This window comes from Neobacillus sp. SRL179, assembly GCF_984799095.1.
The window spans coordinates 2,846,806-2,863,528 of sequence record NZ_OZ481792.1; the positions used below are offsets into that span (position 1 = coordinate 2,846,806).

The window sequence follows — 16,723 nt, forward strand, 5'->3', positions numbered from 1 at the left end:
TCGTAAAATACATATTCAGAATGAATTTCATAACTTAAAGTTATAATGGTTCTTTTAAAATAAAATCAATAAAGGTTCTCCCTGCATTGGAAATGTACCGATTTTTCTTTGTTAGGACAGCCAGCCTCCACAGAATATCCTGCTTAAGATCAATAACCCTTATATCCATGTTAAAGAGTCGATTACAAATAGATTGAGGCAGTATGGTAATACCCAAATTTGCCGCCACCATTTCAGCCATAAGATCCCATTGTGAGCTTTTAAATAAGATTTTGGGCTCAAAACCAGCAGTAATGAAATGATTCCTCATAATTTGATTAAGGGCGAATTCTTCATGGTAGAAAATAAACTCCTCATCTCTTAATTCCACAACATCTACCTCTTTTCTTGCAGCTAAATGATGATGTTTATACACTAACAGCTTCATTTCTTCTTCCACAATGGGGTAGATATCAAACAGCTGTTCATCAATAGGCAGTACTGCAACACCTAGTTCGAATTCACCCTCCTCCACACTTTTGACAACCCTTGCACCTCCATACTCGGTAATGTTCAATTCTATGTTAGGAAAGGTATGATGAAACTTCGCCATAACTCTTGGAAAAAATAAACTTCCAATAAATGGAGGAAGTCCAATATTAATCTGTCCCCTCGTTAAATTTGTCATGTCATTTAAGGTTGTCTTCAGCTCATCCAACAGACCATTCATCTTTTGAGCATATTCGAGCACAACCTTTCCTGCATCTGTTAAGTCACTCGTCTTATTGGTACGAATAATTAGGGTCATACCTAGTTCTTCTTCTAATGCCATAATGGCTTTGCTTAAAGCAGGCTGAGATAAATGCATGTGCTCAGCAGCCCGTGTAATACTTTTAAGCTTTGCTACTTCCATAAATAAATTTAATTGTCTTAATTCCAAAACAAACACCTCTATATTTTTTATTTACTTAACATAATATTATTATGGTAACTTAATTTCAGGTTAAGAATATTGACCATCCATTTAAATAGAAAAGGCCTTGTCAATAATTTTGACATAGGCTTTTTTATACCTTCTTATAAGGTATCTTATTACTTTTTTTATATAAGAAAAATTTAACTAGTAAATGGATGTTAACCCTAATGATTTAAAGTTGATAAAATCTGAAATAATTGGTCCAAATGTTGTATTTCGTATGTAGGATTAACCTCATTTTTCTCTTTATTGTGACGGTTGATCCAAACGGTTTTAATACCGGCACGGTTGGCACCTAGTATATCTGTCATTAAGTTATCGCCAACCATAAAAACTTCCTCTTTTTCTAATGACAGCAATGACAAGGCATGTTCAAAAATGGCAGGATCCGGCTTTCCTCTTCCAAAATCACCGGAAATCACTATTTGATCAAAATATGGTACCAGCTCTGGCGTAATCTCCAGTTTCGTTTTTTGTAGTTCTGTTGATCCATTTGTCAATAACAGTAGCTGAAAATTGTCTTTTAACCTATTCAGTATATTAAAAGTTTCATCATAAACAAAAGGCACTTTTCTTCGCTCCTGTGGAAATCGTTCTGCTAGCTCATAGCCAAAATCAGGGTCATCAATACCCAGTGTCTTCAAACCGGCTGTCCAGGCTTCCTTTCGGTAAGAAGGAACTGTTACTTTCATTTTTTTAAATTCCTCATGATTTTCATCGGAAAAATCCCCCCATAAACCTTCAAACGGATTAATTCCTATCATTTGTGTAAAAGGGTAAAAATCATAGGATCTATATAAATTTCCTGCCGCAGCTCGAACAGCCTCTTCAAGTTGAACAGCGTCAATATTATAGCGATTTTCTGCAATTTTACAAGTAAGAGCAAAGGCTTCCTTCACACTCTTTTGATCCCAAAGCAGTGTATCATCTAAGTCAAAAAAAATGGCTTTAATCATTTTGCCTATCTCCTCTATCAACATATATTTTTAATAGTTTACCATTTTATTATTTGAAAACACAAAATTTTTCACAATTAAATATTTTTACCCAATATCGTGTAAGCAAAAAAGTGTGTGAATGGACGACTCACACACTTTTCCCAATATAGTATCATACAGCTGCCTAACTAAGACAGAACCGATATCACATTATTTTTTGCAGAATAATCTTGAAAAGCAGGATCAACCGTTACATTATTTCCGACTACCATTAAATGTGCTTCTGGATTCTTTGAGACAATGATCACCCCATCCTTGATTACGGATTGGCTCCCCACTACTGCATTTTCTATCCAAGTATTTTCTTCCACAATGGTCTTCGGTAAGATGACAGCATTTTTAAGTCTTGCTCCCTTTCCGATCTTAACACCACTAAATAGTACAGAGTTTTCGATGGCTCCGTATATTTCACAGCCTTCACTTACGATACTTTGAGACATCCTCGCACCTTCATCAAAAAATACGGGCGGCTCATTATATTCTGCGGTATGAATTTTCCAATCGGGGTCTTGTAAAAAAATATTTTTCTCGCCGTTTAATAAATCTAGATTAGCTTCCCAATAACTGTGTACAGTCCCTACATCTCGCCAATACTTATCAAAATAATAGGCATACAACTGTAGCCCATCCTTCATCATCGATGGAATTATATCGTGTCCAAAATCCCTACTGGTAAATTCCTTTTGTTCTTCTTTGTACAAGTACTCTTTTAAAACGGACCACTTGAAAATATAAATTCCCATAGAGGCTAGATTGGTTGTTGGACTTTTTGGTTTTTCTTCAAAAGCAATGATTTTATTGGAAGTAGGATCCATCTTAATAAGACCAAAACGGCTGGCATCCTCCCAGGGAACCTCCACTACAGCAATCGTACAATCCGCCATTGTGTTAATATGCTGCTCAAGCATTAAGGAATAATCCATTTTGTAAATTTGGTCAGCCGACAGAATCAAAACATATTCTGGGTTATATTGTTCGATAAACTCAATATTTTGAAACACTGCATGAGATGTCCCTTCATACCACTCTACACCAGAGTCATTCCGCTGATAAGGGGGGAGAATGGTAAGTCCACCATAGCGATGATAATCATTCCAATAATGACAATGACCAAGATGGTCATGCAACAAATATGGCCGATATTGCGTTAAAATTCCAACCGTTTCTATACCTGAATTTTTACAATTACTTAAAGCAAAATCAATGATTCGATATTTCCCACCGAATGGCATGGCCGGCTTAACTACCGTTTTTGTTAGTAGATTTAATCTTTTCCCTTTACCGCCTGCCAACATTAGAGCAATCCAATTTACTTTTTTCATCTTCCTCCTCCTTATTTTTTTAGATTTTATTGCTATCCCTCTGTAAAACATCGACTCCCTTTTAATCTTATTATCACCGATTTTTTCCATTTTTTCAGATCAACTGTTACAGCTTTGTGAAATGAACTTAGGATTTTATCGACACTAAAAAGCTGAAAAGAATTAAATTTGCCCATTATTGTCGTAATTTCAGTTTTTAAGATTCGCTTTCTAGACAGATAGGGTAAACAATGTAAACATAGTTCAAAAATTGTTTTTGACAATTTTGTGAACAAAGTGAATAATATATATAAAAGGAGGCTTAATAGTATGGAAGCAAAATTAAAAGTACTGAATGCTGTCAGGTATATTGGGGGAACATTTTTAACGATCGGAATCATTTCCTTTTTAATTGGCTTCGTAAACGGTTCCACTCCATTAATTGGTATTGGAATTGGTGCGGCTATTGGAGCTGTTTTTATCTTTATCATGGGTGTATTTTTTGTAATAACGGAAGAAATGACGGAAAAATCATTTAAGGGGATTGCCATATCTCAAATAAAGCATAAAAAAGGAGCGCCATTATAAGCGCTCCTTTTTTATTATCCGCCGAGGAGAATCCTCTATCCAACCTGCTTTAACGTTGGCATTAAACAAGATCCTTCCTTCTCAAACTAAATATTCCATACCATTGTTAACAAAGTACCAAAGACTGTTACGAGTGCAATGATAATTGCATAGTATAGGGTTGCGTAAATTGCTCCCTTATCTTTCGATTCTCCAGCGTGCATAAAAACAACAAGCTGGACAGCTGCTTGGATAAAAGCTGTTAGCAGCAGAATTGTCATTCCTGCTGTGAATGACATATCTAAAAAGTAAACAGCCAAAGCAACCACGGTAAGCAGCAATGATCCGACAAACCCCAAAACCTGTTTCATAGGGAATAATTCTTTCATCTTACATCATTCCTTTCAGGTAGATGAAGCTGAAGATAAATATCCAAACCACATCCAAGAAATGCCAATAAAGTGAGAAGATAAATGATTTATTAGCTGTCTCAGGCGTTAATCCCCGTTTTTTCACCTGAATTAGGATGAATAATCCCCAGAAAAATCCAAATGTAACGTGGGCACCGTGTGTTCCTAATGTTGTTAAAAGAATAGCTGTAAAGGCACTTGTTTGTAACCCTGCCCCTTCGTGAACATAGGTAACAAATTCAAAGATCTCAAACCCTAAGAATCCTAGACCTAATAAAAGTGTAACGGCAAAGAAGGCCATTGTTGCTTTTTTGTTGCCAATTCGCATGGCATGAATCCCCAGACCAATTGTAAAACTACTTGTTAAAAGCAAAATGGTTTCAATAATAACTGGAGTAATTTCAAACAGTTCTGCTCCTGCAGGACCATTTCCAGTCCGGTTCACCAATGTGAAAAAGGATGAAAATAGTGTGGCAAAAAGTAAGATTTCCGCTCCAAGGAAAATCCAGAATCCTAAAATATTTGTTTTATTTTGTTCCGTACTATACTCAAGTGGCAGCGAGTGATCTATTTTCATTATTTCGCACCTCGCAATATTGTTTCAGTTTTTTCAATTTCTTCAACAGAGATATATCGACCATGATCATTTTCAAATGAACGATAGGCCATACATCCAAAGATTCCTAGAGTTGCTAGGATTAATAACGGCCAAATCGCAAATACAAATGCAAAGCCCCAAACGAAGAAAATACCGCCAAGAATAACTGGTAACCCGCTATTATTTGGCATATGAATTTTTTCATAGTTACCTTTGAATAATTCATGTCCATTATTCTTAGAATCCCAAAACGCTTCAGAAGATTGAACTTGCGGTGTAATCGCAAAATTATATTCTGGTACAGGACTATGTGTCGCCCATTCAAGTGAACGTGCATCCCATGGGTCAGCACTAATATTTCTGGAAGCATAACGCACACTATAATAAATGTTATAAACGATTAACACAAAGCCAATTGCCATAATCGCAGCACCAACAAACGACACCATATTTAATGGTCCAAAACCTGTGGATGCTGAATAGGTGTACATACGACGCGCCTGGCCATCTAACCCAGTAATATACATAGGGAAGAAAGCTAACACAAAACCGATTGACAATAACCAGGCTGTCCATTTACCAATCTTTTCATTTAACATAAAGCCAAACATTTTTGGCCAATAATAAGTTAATCCAGCAAGCATGGCGAAAACTACGCCAGGTATAATAACATTATGAAAATGGGCAACTAAGAACATCGTATTATGATATTGATAGTCTGCCGCTGACATTGCTAGCATAACTCCTGTTACTCCGCCAATCGTAAAAAGCGGGATGAAAAGTAAGGAGTATAACATCGGAGTAGTAATTTCAATTTTCCCTCTCCAAAGAGTGAATAGCCAGTTGAAAATTTTAACCCCAGTTGGAACAGCAATGGCCATTGTTGTAATTGAGAAAATACTATTGGTTAATGCTCCCTGCCCCATCGTAAAGAAATGGTGGACCCATACTAAGAAAGAAAGAAGAGAAATCATTACCATTGATGCAACCATTGATTTATAGCCATATAAATTACGTTTCGCAAAGGTGGAAATAACCTCACTATAAATACCGAATGCAGGCATTATAAGGATATACACTTCAGGATGGCCCCAGACCCAGAAAAGATTAGCCCAAAGCATATCCATCCCGCCATTTGTTGTTGTGAAGAAGTTTGTTCCAAAAAGCCGGTCCATTGTACCCATTGCAAGTGCAACAGTTAACACTGGGAATGCGAATACAATTATGACATTCGAAACGAGTGCAGACCAAGTGAACATTGGCATCTTCATTAATGTTAATCCTGGTGCCCTCATTCTAAGAATTGTAGTAATAAAGTTAATCCCAGTCATCAAGGTCCCAAGACCTGCAATTTGGAGGGCAATCATATAGTAATTGGTACCAACCGATTCGCTAAAATCATTACCTGCTAGCGGAAAATAAGAAGTCCAACCCGCATCAGGTGATCCTCCTATAACAAAGGAAATATTAAATAACATTGCGCCAGCAAAAAATAACCAAAAGCTAATGGCGTTGAGTCGTGGAAAGGCAACATCTCGAGCTCCAATTTGTAATGGAACCACAAAGTTCATAAGGGCCATAATAAATGGCATCGCCATAAACATAATCATTACGACTCCATGTGTCGAAAAAATTTCGTTATAATGCTGTGCATTTAACAACTTATTATCAGGAACGGCAAGCTGAGCACGCAACATAATAGCATCTGCGCCGCCACGGAATAACATCAATAGTGCCGAAACCAAATACATGATACCGATCCGTTTATGGTCAACTGTTGTTAACCATTCACGCCAAAGATAGCCCCATTTTTTAAAATATGTCAACCCAGCTATAATGGCAATAACAGTAAGACCGATGGCAACCATTGAGGCATAAATAGCAGGGCTTGGATTAGGTATTGCAAATCTATCAAAGAAATCCATGCTTGGTGACTCCTTTCATTCAATCAAAATAGAAAAATAGTTCCCTAATTTACTTGATTACTATTTCTCGTGGTTCATGTCTTCCATTTCCATGTGATCCATATTTTTCATATTTTCATGACCCTCAGGAGGCGGTGAAAATTCCAAATGTGTTCCGGTATAAGTGGACTTGCCAAGGTGTCCCGGTTTTAGTAATTCTTCAAATTTTTCTTGAGTAAGCGGGTTGGCATTTTCTTTTACTTCTTTCACCCAATCATCAAATTTATCTTCCGACATGGCCTCGACTTGGAAAGTATTTTCAGCCGTGCCTTTACCACTAAAGTTTGCATTTCTTCCCATCAGTTCTCCTGGAGAATCTGCTACTAAATGTAAAGTATTCACCATGTCTGACATGGCGTATTTTTGTCCGCCAAGTTGTGGAATCCAAAAACTAGTAATCGGTCCATATGAATATAGTTTAAATTCAATTGGACGATTAGTAGGTATATAGAGATAGTTTACTGTTTCAATATTTTCTTCTGGATAGCTAAAATGCCATTTCCAGTTAGAAGATGAAGCATAGATAACTAGTGGCTTTTGGTCTTCATACCCTTTTGGTGTCGCCTCCACTTTATAGTTTGATTGAACAGACATAAAGGAAAGGACTGCGACAATGATTACCGGAATCCCAACACAAATCGCTTCCACAATTGGATTACCTTCAATGTGTGGTGGCTGATAATCTTTACTTTGTTTTGAAGCACGATATTTTACTAACATAAAAACTAAAATAGCAAAAACTGCAATAACAATAAATGCCATTATTGCCATAGTTAACTTAATGTCAGTAGCAAGCGTTTTTGCTTGAGGCCCTTTAGGATCTAAAACTAATAACGGCTCGCACCCTGTAAGCACTGTGAAAACAGTAAAAACCAGTGTTAATAATGCCCATTTAATTTTCATTGTGGTGCCCCTTTCTATTTTTAGCCTAACCGAATTGAATGAAAAATTGGTTATGTAGTGATGTAAATCACACTCGGGTAAAACTATTCTATTACCAATTTTAAAAAATGAACAGTAAATGTGAAAGATGTCACAAAATGTTCATAATCGCTTTTCCTTTACTGGAAGACCGTGCTAATCATTAGCTTTTTGTTCGAAAATTGACTATTATAAGTAGATATTTATTCGTTCGAACCTCAACGATGGAAGTACGAAGGAATTTGTCAAAATATAGTTAGTATATGAAAAATAAAAAAACGAGTAAGCAGTGACCGCTTTCGATCACTGCTTACTCTTTTATGTTTAAACTATAGTAAAAAAAAGAACAAATTTTTCTATGAAATAGAATTTCAGAACTTCTCTTAACTAAAGTCACCGTTATAAGATACTTACATTTAGCCCTTCGTATAAACGTTGAAATGCTAATTTACCTTTTTTGGCCCACTCCAGTACATTTCGCGTAATCGATATTTTTGTAGTTTACCTGTAGCGGTTTTTGGTAATGCCTCTACAAACTCTACTGCTTTCGGTGCTTTAAAATGGGCCATATTTTCTCTGCAGAAGTGAATAATCTCTTCTTCTGTTACCTCTGCTCCCTTTTGCAGGACAATAATCGCCTTAGGAACCTCGCCCCATTTTTCATCAGGAATAGCAATAACAGCCGTTTCTAATACTGCAGGATGCTTATAGAGAACACCTTCCACTTCGGTAGATGAAATGTTTTCTCCTCCAGAAATAATCAAATCCTTGGCACGGTCCTGTATTTCGATAAAACCATCTGGGTGTGTAACCGCCAAATCACCCGTATGGAACCAACCGTCCCTAAAAGCTGCTGCTGTGGTTTGGGGATCCTTGTAATACCCCGCCATTACTACATTGCCACGAGTGACAATTTCCCCCAGTTCTCTTCCATTCCAGGCCACTTCTTCTCCGTCTTGATGCACAACTTTAGTTTCCCCATTAAAAGCAAGCTCAATGCCTTGACGTGCCTTAATTATTGCTTGTTCATCAGCCGATTTTAAATCAAATTCCTTTTTCCACTCACAATACAAAATGAATGGCGAGGTTTCCGTCAGGCCATAGACATGGATCATATTAAGCCCTAGAATATCTTGCGCTTTCTGAATTAAGGCTGCCGCAGGAGGTGCACCAGCCGTCGCCATGCGTGGGTGTGTCTTGATTTTGATTTCCTTTGCTTTTGGCTCATTTACCAGCATATTCACTACAGTTGGTGCTCCACAAAGCAAGGTAATATTTTTACTCTCAAACAACTCGAGAATAAAAGGCGGATCCACCTTTCGTAAACAAACATGGGTGCCTCCTGCAGCTGTAAGGGCCCATACACCACCCCAGCCATTGGCATGAAACATTGGCAAGGTATGAAGATACACATCGTCATGGTTTACACCCAAATGATACATGAAATTAGCCGCATTTAGGTAGTTACCACGATGCGTAAGCATCACACCTTTTGGCTTTGATGTGGTACCACTTGTGTAATTTAACGTAAGGAGTTGATTTTCATCTATATCTACATTTGGTAAAAAAATATCTTTCGGAACATGTAATAGAAAATCTTCATATTTTACGCCATGTAATGAGGTGTCCTGTCCTGGAACATTAACAATAATTATTTGCTCTAATGAAAGTTGGTCGACGATTTCTTCAATTGGTTTGCAAAATTCTTCATCTACAATTAATATTTTTGCATCACTATGCTTAATAATGTAAGCTAAATCATCTGCCGATAATCGGTAATTCAATGGGACCATGACCGCCCCAAGCTGACAAATACCATAAAAACACTCCAGCATATAATGAGTATTAGGGAGCATTACCGCTACGTGGTCACCTTCCCCTATTCCAGCTTGGTGCAGTGCAGCTGAAAGCTGGTCAACTCGATGCCCGAACTCTTGATATGTAAATTCCTTCTCACCATCGATTACTGCTGTTTTATGCGGATAATATTTTACTGCTCTCCTTTTCCAGTCAAGTGGCGTTAATGGGGAAAACATCCTTACCAACTCCTAGTCATTTTTTGGAAATTCATATAATAATTTCACCATTGTTTTGTATAATCCTTTAAATATTTAACTTTTTAAAAAATAATTTTTAGAATGTTCATTCATCATCTGCATATTGTTTTTAGATGGGAAAGGAGAATGATCTTTATGGTTGGTATGGAAGTCAGTAAGAAAATAGACAGTATCACTCACCCAAAAGTGCAAAATATTGTTAGAGTTTGTGTGGAACATGGCTGCCGATTCAAACCACACCCAAGTAATCCTAAACTAATAAATTTGTTCGATCCTGTTCAGCGAAAAAATATCATCGGAGACATTAACCTGTTGAGTGAAAGGGGCTATTTTACATTAGAGGTGGAAAACGGACGGTTTAAGTCATTTAGAAATGAGATCATGGGGTTGGATATTAATCAACCGGATTTTGAAACAAAGGTCCTAAAACGGGTTGGCAAACTATCAAACTAAACAAAAACACTACCATACAACAGGGCAAAGTTTTCCTTTGCCCTGTTGTATGGTTTCTATAACACTTTATTGTTAATCCCTAATTGGTCTTCTTGATTTGAACCATTGTCCTGCTTTGGTAGTAGGCTTTAATGGATTGATTAATTAATGCAACACTAATCGCTGTAACAATAAAGAATCCAATTGGTACTAAAATGATCCATGAGTAGCCATATAGGTAGCTTATATTCCCGCCAATTACTCCAGACCATTCATAGGAAACGGAATGAGGGGGTTCATCAATTACTGCTCCATATGGGACATATGTACCGCCGAAGAAAAGTTCCATAAAACCAAGATGAGCGAGCAACTGTAATGATTGAATAAATTGCTGTCCAAATAATAGGATCCATTTTTCATAAACATGGGGAATTATATGTTTAAAAAAGATATATGGTTTACTCGAACCAAGAATTCGTGAAGACTCGATGAAAGTTTCATTGTTAACAAGCCTCATCTCAGAAGCAAGATGGATGGTTAAGTTCGGTATAGCAATGATAACTAGAATAAAAGTTTCAAATAAAGCCCGCTCCCAAAATGGATTTTTAAATCCATCAATTGTCATCCATAAAACACTGTGTAAAATAAAATAAGCAATAATGGTTTGAGGAACAACAGAAAACGGCTCAAATATGGTCTTAATACTGTTATACATACGTTGATTTAATGAAAAGATCAGTGAACTCAAAATAATGGAAAATAGCATTCTAAAAATAACTACAATTAAAACAATTCCAATTGTCCACTTTGCCCCTTCCACCATCGTATGCCCTAAATTATATCCGTATATGTCGCTCCCAAACAAAAATTCAGTAAATGGCCGATATGGCGGGGTATCAGTGATATTCCCTTTTTTATCACTATGAAATTTCACCTGACTAATTTCCCCATCATTTAATATGGTATTTAAAATACTTAGTGTAAATAAAGTGATTAAAAAGACTACGCTAATGATGAATCTTTTCCTTTTTAGTAAGAATACCACCATATTATTATATTTCCTTTCTGCCCTCAAAGCTTACCCATTCATAGAGCCTGAATAATAAGAAAAAGGGAACAAATATTAAGAGACATCCAATCATAAATGGATCTCTGCCTGTTAACATGATACGCAGCAATCCATTCATATTAAATAAGTAATCTATCACTAATAGGGTAGAGAGCATCGTCCAGAAAATCGTTTTTGAAGTCCCAAACATACCATCGGCAATATTTCTGAGCACATGAATATTTAAGATATACGTAAACGTAAAGCCCTTTGCCTTTGCTAACATGACATATGGCTTTTCCAATTCCTCTTCGATGTAGAGAATGAGCACTTTTGTAATATATAAACTAATTGGCACACTTAGACTGATAACTGGGAGCAATATCGCCTCATTCCTCACGCTTACAACCTGTGCAAGTTTAATTCCTGTTTTCTTATAGATTATGATGACTACTAATTGTAGTAGAAGGATCATCATTAAATCCGGAATAGCCTCCCCCACCTCTATAATATTTTTAAGAAGGTTTATTTTATTTTTGAAAAAAATGAGAGCTGTATAGGAAACAGCAAAAGCAATAAAACAAGCAACTAATACTCCTAAGCCCAGCATCTTCATGGAATCCGTATACTTATATAAAATAATGGGAAATAATGAATTCCTGCCATCTGCTGTTAAAAATTGTCCTAATGTAACTAATCTGACATTTAATTCTGAAATGGCATGAAGATATTCACTTACATTAAAGGATAAATTTTCAAATAATACGGGGAAAACTGCAATTAGAATCAGAATTTCTACCCCAACGGCACATTGTAAAATTAAGAATGCCAATTTCTTTATGAAACGCAGCAAAGTCATTAGTACACCTCACAAAAAGGATAATTTTACTCATATTTACTATTAAGTTACTACATTCGATAATCAATAGACGTTCCTTTATTCGTTAAGGTTTCAGATTATTTAGGTGATTACTTGGAATTTTAATTCAATTATTTTCAATCTTAAGCATAATTAAGAAACCTTTTTACTGCTTTTACGTCAGAATGTTGTAGGGCTTATGTAGTAACTTTGGGCTTTTAGAGACTAACATGTCTATTACATAGAAATAGAAGGGATGAAAAAATTATGCAAAAAAGAATATTACTTCTTCCTGTGAGAGGACTTATTGTTTTAGCAGGCTTTATTTTTTTAATTAATATACCAATTCTTTTAACTTTCAATCCTATTAAAAAGTCGGTTGAGCTTAAATGGGGAGACTATTGGGGTTATATTAAAGATACCTTTATTGGATTTACTGATATAGACAGATATCCATACATACTCAGTTATTTTCAAGGTGATGGCCTTCACAAGTACTTCTATACAATGTCAATATTATCTATTTCTTTACTAATTGTTATGATACTCGGCATAATTATTGCTACTGGCTTGATGATGCTTCCCCAAAAATTTCGGAAAAGATTTAAAAATGTGATTGATTTTACCACCACTGCTCCAGATTTGTTGGTCGTCTTTTTGCTTCAGTATTTGGTCATTTATTTGTATCGGAATTTCCATGTAAAGCTTTTTCAACTTTATGGGGGAAATGTATCGGAGCCCTACTTTATGCCCGTTTTTATTATCACATTTTTACCAACCATATTCTTAATACAGTTTTTATTAAAAGAGTTCACTAATGAAGAGCAACAAGAATATGTTTTATATGCCCGTGCAAAGGGTCTTCCATTAAGGATGATATATTTCAAACATATTATCAGGAATATTATTCCTTTAATGCTGATTCATTTAAAAACAATTATTTGGTTTATGTTATCCAATTTATATGTAGTCGAATATTTGTTCAACATCCATGGATATAGCGCAGTTTTAATAAAGCTGTATGGAACGCAAGCTGTTATTTTCACCTTGGGACTCCTGTTGTTTGCAGCTCCCATTATCGTTAGCAATGTAATTGCATACATAATCAGCAAGACAAGACAAAGAAAGGAGCAGATGAGTATATGAAATTATTTAGATATAAAAAGACGATTCTTGGTTTCTCCTTATTATTTGTGTTATTAATAGTCAGTTTATTATATCCATTATATGGACCAAAAGACTTTAACTCGGTGTTTTTTTTATATGATAATAAGGGCGAATTAGTTGGTGTACCACCCATTCCACCTTCCTCCTATTACCCACTCGGGTCTGACCGAAATGGGGCAGACATGCTTTATATGATTCTTTATGGAGCTAAATTTACATTATTAATCGCATTTGGGGTGACCATCCTTCGTGTCTTGATTGGCGGCTTTTTGGGAGTTCTCTTTTCTTTATGGTTTAAAAAATTACTTCCAATCGCAAAGGACTTTTTATTGGTGTTTAATTTAGTTCCACCTATTATCATTACCTTAGTCCTCATGTCTCGGGTTACTATGTATATTGAGGATGCTATTTTCTCGATAATGTTTTATCAAATGATTGTACTTGTTATCATCGGTATTCCTTCAGTCCTTTTAATGACCTCAGATATCATAGAAGAACTTAAAGGTAAGTCATTTATTATGTGTTCTTATTTAATGGGCGGGGATCATTTACATGTCTTTAAAACACAATTGAAGCCATTCCTAAAATCTTATGGGTTACTAATGTTTTTCCAACAATTATTAAACACTTTTATTCTAATTATGTATTTAGGAGCTTTTCAGATATATATTGGTGGTGCCTCAAAATTTGGGATCCGCGGTCTGGATATCCCCTACTCAAACTCAAAAGAATGGGCAGGCTTAATCGGACAAAACATCTACGAGTTCTTCCGAGCTCCCTACTTGGTCCTTTTCCCGCTTATTTGCTACTTTGTCATAATTCTCATTATAAATATAATCAAGAAAGAACTTGAAGCAAACATGGACCTTAACTCATTAGAATTTAACTTCAAAAAAAGGAAATTCAAGAAGGAACTAACTAGCGGGGAAGTTACTCCATCAACAAAAACTACTGCTAATTTCACCTTTCATAGAAATATTAGCTAAATCATGTTTGGTGTCAGGCACTATTTCTACGCCTGACACCTTTTTTACTATATTAAAAGGTTTTTAATTCCTTTTGAAGGAAGTTTTTTCTTTCCTCGATATACTTGGTGATTACTTCTAGTTCGTTATCAAATTCGTTTATTTTATCTTGTTTATATGGATCTAGTAATACATAGGGACGAATTAGCTGGAGTAGTTTTTCTAGTTTTGGAATCATATGTTCTCTGCTAAATTGATGGTTCATAATTTGTTGCAGTAATCTACGATACTGCTCTCGAAAATGTTTAACATTTAGAATCCTGGCCGTCAAAGTGTTAAACCCATCAATCGGTACATAATCTGCCGGCATGATCTTGCCATTCACGTCCCTTCCCCATGTGGCATCATAATCCCAGGGAATGACCTCAAATAGCCCCGTTTCTCCATTTCGATAAAGGGCATAATTATGAACAAAGCCATCATAATTAGAGGTGAAGATTATTCCCGCCATCCAGCGCAGATACTGGTCCACATCAAGAAATTGATGAATTTCCCGCTCAAAATTTTGTAGTGAAAGGGTATTGATGTTAAAAATGAACTCCTTCAAATAATAATCATCATCTTCCACCCCACACTTTTTTTCATAGCCTAATGCAAGTGATTTTTTTACCCCTTTATCCAAATAACTCATTAGCGAAAAGTTTGCATCTCCATCTATCGCATAATAAATATTTCCCTTAGGCAGATTTCTTTTTAATAAAAAGTTTTCATCAACCGATTCTATTTCTAAATATACTCCTTCAGCCCTGCTATTATTTGTTAAAAAGATATGACGAGATCTGGGCGATAAAACACCTATCTCGGAAAAAAAATCAAATGAGCATTTATTTCGGACCATAGATGGATCATTGTACTCTGCGTTTAAGTGTATTTGTTTAGAACCTTGATAGGTTTTAGGCTTATAAAAGGAAAGCTGATAGGATTTTTTAAGCAACTTTCGAATATGGGATCCACGATAGTTCAAATCAATTTCTAGTCTTTTACCCCCTATTTTTAACAAGGCAGGAATGGGAGCGTCTATCCAAATATCCCGTCTAAGTTCCTTAAGATTACTAGGTGTTATAAACAGTTTATAATCTGGTATGTCTTTACCCTTGTCCATTTACATTCCTCCTCCATTATTGGTATGAATGGACTAGGCTCGTGGTTCCGGACAGTTAGTATTTTTCTAATTTTAGGCGTTCGTCCCAAACACGGACAGCCTAAAAGACGTAAATTAGTAAAAGAAGAGTGAGGAGTGTAGGCAATAAAAGTCAAAATATTTTTTCATACTCCCTTTTCTAGATTGTTAGGAGGTGCAAACATGAGTGAATTTTCAGCGGAAGATATCCAGAGAGCAGCAGATGAAGTAAGACGAGGCGGTTTTGGTGATTTTATGTTTAGAGACCCTGGAATCCAGCAAACTACCACATCAAGTTCAAGTCGCATGACGACAAGAAGAATCACCTCAAGACGATTAACCTCAAGTAGTAGCCGTGTGACGTCACATAACAACCACGTCCACCATCCAAAAAGGTGCGAGGGTCAAACTGGCTGGCGTAACACACCACATGGCAATACCCAAACGAAAATTTGTTGGGATAATGGGAATATGTGGGAATTTTGCATCAGAAGGCGCAAGTGAAACAGAATGTAAAAAGGGAAAGGATTCAACTGAATCCTTTCCCTTTTTTTCCTATAGGTAGATTACTTTTCCGGAATTATACAGCTTCCATCAGCACAACTTACATCTTCATCAGTGGAGAGATCCTGCAAAACAGGGGCTGGAGATTCTTCCTCCCACACTTTTTGTAAAGCACCCTTAAATGTTTCTAGTGGCTGTGCCCCAGAGATTGCATATTTTGAATTGATAACAAAAAACGGAACACCGCTAATTTGATATTGTTGGGCAATTCCTTCGTCAGCACGGACTTCATTTGCATATGCAGTTTTATCATTAAGCACATTTAATACTTCCTGCCGATTTAGACCTGCGGCTTCAGCAAGGTCTGCCAACGTATCAAAATCACCAATATTCTTTGAGTCAGTGAAATAAGCGTGGAGAATTTTCTCAGAAAGCACAGGTTCTTTCCCCTGTGTTTTTGCAAATTTTGCCAAGCGATGGGCATCAAATGTATTGGTTGGTTTCATTTCATCAAAATTGAAAGTCAACCCAACTGTGGATGCCTGCTGGCCGACACCTTGATTCGCTTGTTTAGCTTGCTCTACACTCATTCCATATTTCTTCGCTAACACTTCATGAATATTTTCACCGGTATTTTTCGGTGAATTTGGATCAAGTTCAAAACTTTTAAATTCAACCTCAACTTGATCCTTTTGTGGAAACTGGTTCAACGCCATTTCCAACCGGCGTTTTCCAATATAACAAAACGGACATACATAATCTGACCAAACTTCAATTTTCATATTAACACCTCGGTT

General features: G+C 36.3%; 17 protein-coding genes. 5 read left to right on the forward strand and 12 right to left on the reverse strand.

The genetic code is table 11. The features are described from left to right. Nucleotides 1-40 precede the first annotated feature (40 nt). From AC4E8C_RS13920 to AC4E8C_RS13930, 3 genes are all read right to left on the reverse strand, one after another. On the reverse strand, nt 41-919 hold the full coding sequence (locus AC4E8C_RS13920; protein WP_490207279.1) for a LysR family transcriptional regulator: 879 nt from the start codon (nt 917-919) through the stop codon (nt 41-43). Nucleotides 920-1,119: 200 nt separating this feature from the next. Beyond that, nucleotides 1,120-1,911 carry an HAD family hydrolase gene (locus tag AC4E8C_RS13925; RefSeq protein WP_490207280.1) on the reverse strand — a complete coding sequence of 264 codons (792 nt, stop codon included), beginning with the start codon at nt 1,909-1,911 and terminating at the stop codon, nt 1,120-1,122. Nucleotides 1,912-2,081: 170 nt separating this feature from the next. Then, the gene (locus AC4E8C_RS13930) at nt 2,082-3,275 is read right to left on the reverse strand and encodes a glucose-1-phosphate adenylyltransferase (RefSeq protein WP_490207281.1); all 1,194 of its coding nucleotides are present in this window, start codon (nt 3,273-3,275) and stop codon (nt 2,082-2,084) included. 309 nt (nt 3,276-3,584) lie between these two features. Here AC4E8C_RS13930 and AC4E8C_RS13935 point away from each other — a divergent pair, with 309 nt between their 5' ends. Then, nucleotides 3,585-3,842: a hypothetical protein gene (locus tag AC4E8C_RS13935; protein WP_490207282.1), complete on the forward strand. Its 258-nt coding sequence runs from the start codon at nt 3,585-3,587 to the stop codon at nt 3,840-3,842. A gap of 86 nt (nt 3,843-3,928) precedes the next feature. On the opposite strand, the gene qoxD is transcribed toward AC4E8C_RS13935, so the two are convergent. From qoxD to AC4E8C_RS13960, 5 genes are all read right to left on the reverse strand, one after another. Next, nucleotides 3,929-4,210: a cytochrome aa3 quinol oxidase subunit IV gene (gene qoxD, locus AC4E8C_RS13940; RefSeq protein ID WP_490207283.1), complete on the reverse strand. Its 282-nt coding sequence runs from the start codon at nt 4,208-4,210 to the stop codon at nt 3,929-3,931. Nucleotide 4,211: 1 nt separating this feature from the next. After that, complete coding sequence (gene qoxC / locus AC4E8C_RS13945) at nt 4,212-4,808, reverse strand: cytochrome aa3 quinol oxidase subunit III (RefSeq protein ID WP_490207284.1); 597 nt, start codon at nt 4,806-4,808, stop codon at nt 4,212-4,214. Then, the gene (gene qoxB, locus AC4E8C_RS13950; RefSeq protein WP_490207285.1) at nt 4,808-6,754 is read right to left on the reverse strand and encodes a cytochrome aa3 quinol oxidase subunit I; all 1,947 of its coding nucleotides are present in this window, start codon (nt 6,752-6,754) and stop codon (nt 4,808-4,810) included. Before qoxB ends, qoxC begins: the two co-directional genes overlap by 1 nt. A 60-nt stretch (nt 6,755-6,814) precedes the next feature. After that, entirely contained in the window at nt 6,815-7,696 is an 882-nt protein-coding gene (qoxA, locus tag AC4E8C_RS13955; RefSeq protein ID WP_490207286.1) for a cytochrome aa3 quinol oxidase subunit II, read from the reverse strand. 461 nt (nt 7,697-8,157) lie between these two features. Beyond that, nucleotides 8,158-9,750 (reverse strand): long-chain-fatty-acid--CoA ligase, encoded by a 1,593-nt coding sequence (locus AC4E8C_RS13960; protein WP_490207287.1) that lies wholly within the window; start codon nt 9,748-9,750, stop codon nt 8,158-8,160. Nucleotides 9,751-9,906: 156 nt separating this feature from the next. Between AC4E8C_RS13960 and AC4E8C_RS13965 the strand changes: the two genes are divergently transcribed. After that, nucleotides 9,907-10,224 (forward strand): hypothetical protein, encoded by a 318-nt coding sequence (locus tag AC4E8C_RS13965; RefSeq protein WP_490207288.1) that lies wholly within the window; start codon nt 9,907-9,909, stop codon nt 10,222-10,224. Between the two features lie 79 nt (nt 10,225-10,303). Here the strand turns inward: AC4E8C_RS13965 and AC4E8C_RS13970 are convergent, their stop codons facing one another. Next, nucleotides 10,304-11,251, reverse strand: coding sequence for a peptide ABC transporter permease (locus AC4E8C_RS13970; protein WP_490207289.1), 948 nt, complete (start codon nt 11,249-11,251; stop codon nt 10,304-10,306). A gap of 4 nt (nt 11,252-11,255) precedes the next feature. Continuing rightward, the gene (locus AC4E8C_RS13975) at nt 11,256-12,110 is read right to left on the reverse strand and encodes an ABC transporter permease family protein (RefSeq protein WP_490207290.1); all 855 of its coding nucleotides are present in this window, start codon (nt 12,108-12,110) and stop codon (nt 11,256-11,258) included. 267 nt (nt 12,111-12,377) lie between these two features. Between AC4E8C_RS13975 and AC4E8C_RS13980 the strand changes: the two genes are divergently transcribed. Continuing rightward, nucleotides 12,378-13,256: an ABC transporter permease subunit gene (locus AC4E8C_RS13980; RefSeq protein WP_490207291.1), complete on the forward strand. Its 879-nt coding sequence runs from the start codon at nt 12,378-12,380 to the stop codon at nt 13,254-13,256. Then, nucleotides 13,253-14,263 (forward strand): hypothetical protein, encoded by a 1,011-nt coding sequence (locus AC4E8C_RS13985; protein WP_490207292.1) that lies wholly within the window; start codon nt 13,253-13,255, stop codon nt 14,261-14,263. The genes AC4E8C_RS13980 and AC4E8C_RS13985 overlap by 4 nt, the downstream gene beginning before the upstream one ends. Before the next feature lie 52 nt (nt 14,264-14,315). On the opposite strand, the gene AC4E8C_RS13990 is transcribed toward AC4E8C_RS13985, so the two are convergent. After that, a complete protein-coding gene (locus tag AC4E8C_RS13990; protein ID WP_490207293.1) occupies nt 14,316-15,404 on the reverse strand; it encodes a CotH kinase family protein in 1,089 nt (362 codons plus the stop codon). A gap of 201 nt (nt 15,405-15,605) precedes the next feature. On the opposite strand from AC4E8C_RS13990, the gene AC4E8C_RS13995 reads away from it, so the two are divergent. Then, on the forward strand, nt 15,606-15,926 hold the full coding sequence (locus AC4E8C_RS13995) for a CotG/ExsB N-terminal domain-containing protein (protein ID WP_490207294.1): 321 nt from the start codon (nt 15,606-15,608) through the stop codon (nt 15,924-15,926). 62 nt (nt 15,927-15,988) lie between these two features. Here the strand turns inward: AC4E8C_RS13995 and AC4E8C_RS14000 are convergent, their stop codons facing one another. Beyond that, on the reverse strand, nt 15,989-16,708 hold the full coding sequence (locus AC4E8C_RS14000) for a DsbA family oxidoreductase (RefSeq protein ID WP_490207295.1): 720 nt from the start codon (nt 16,706-16,708) through the stop codon (nt 15,989-15,991). Nucleotides 16,709-16,723 lie beyond the last annotated feature (15 nt).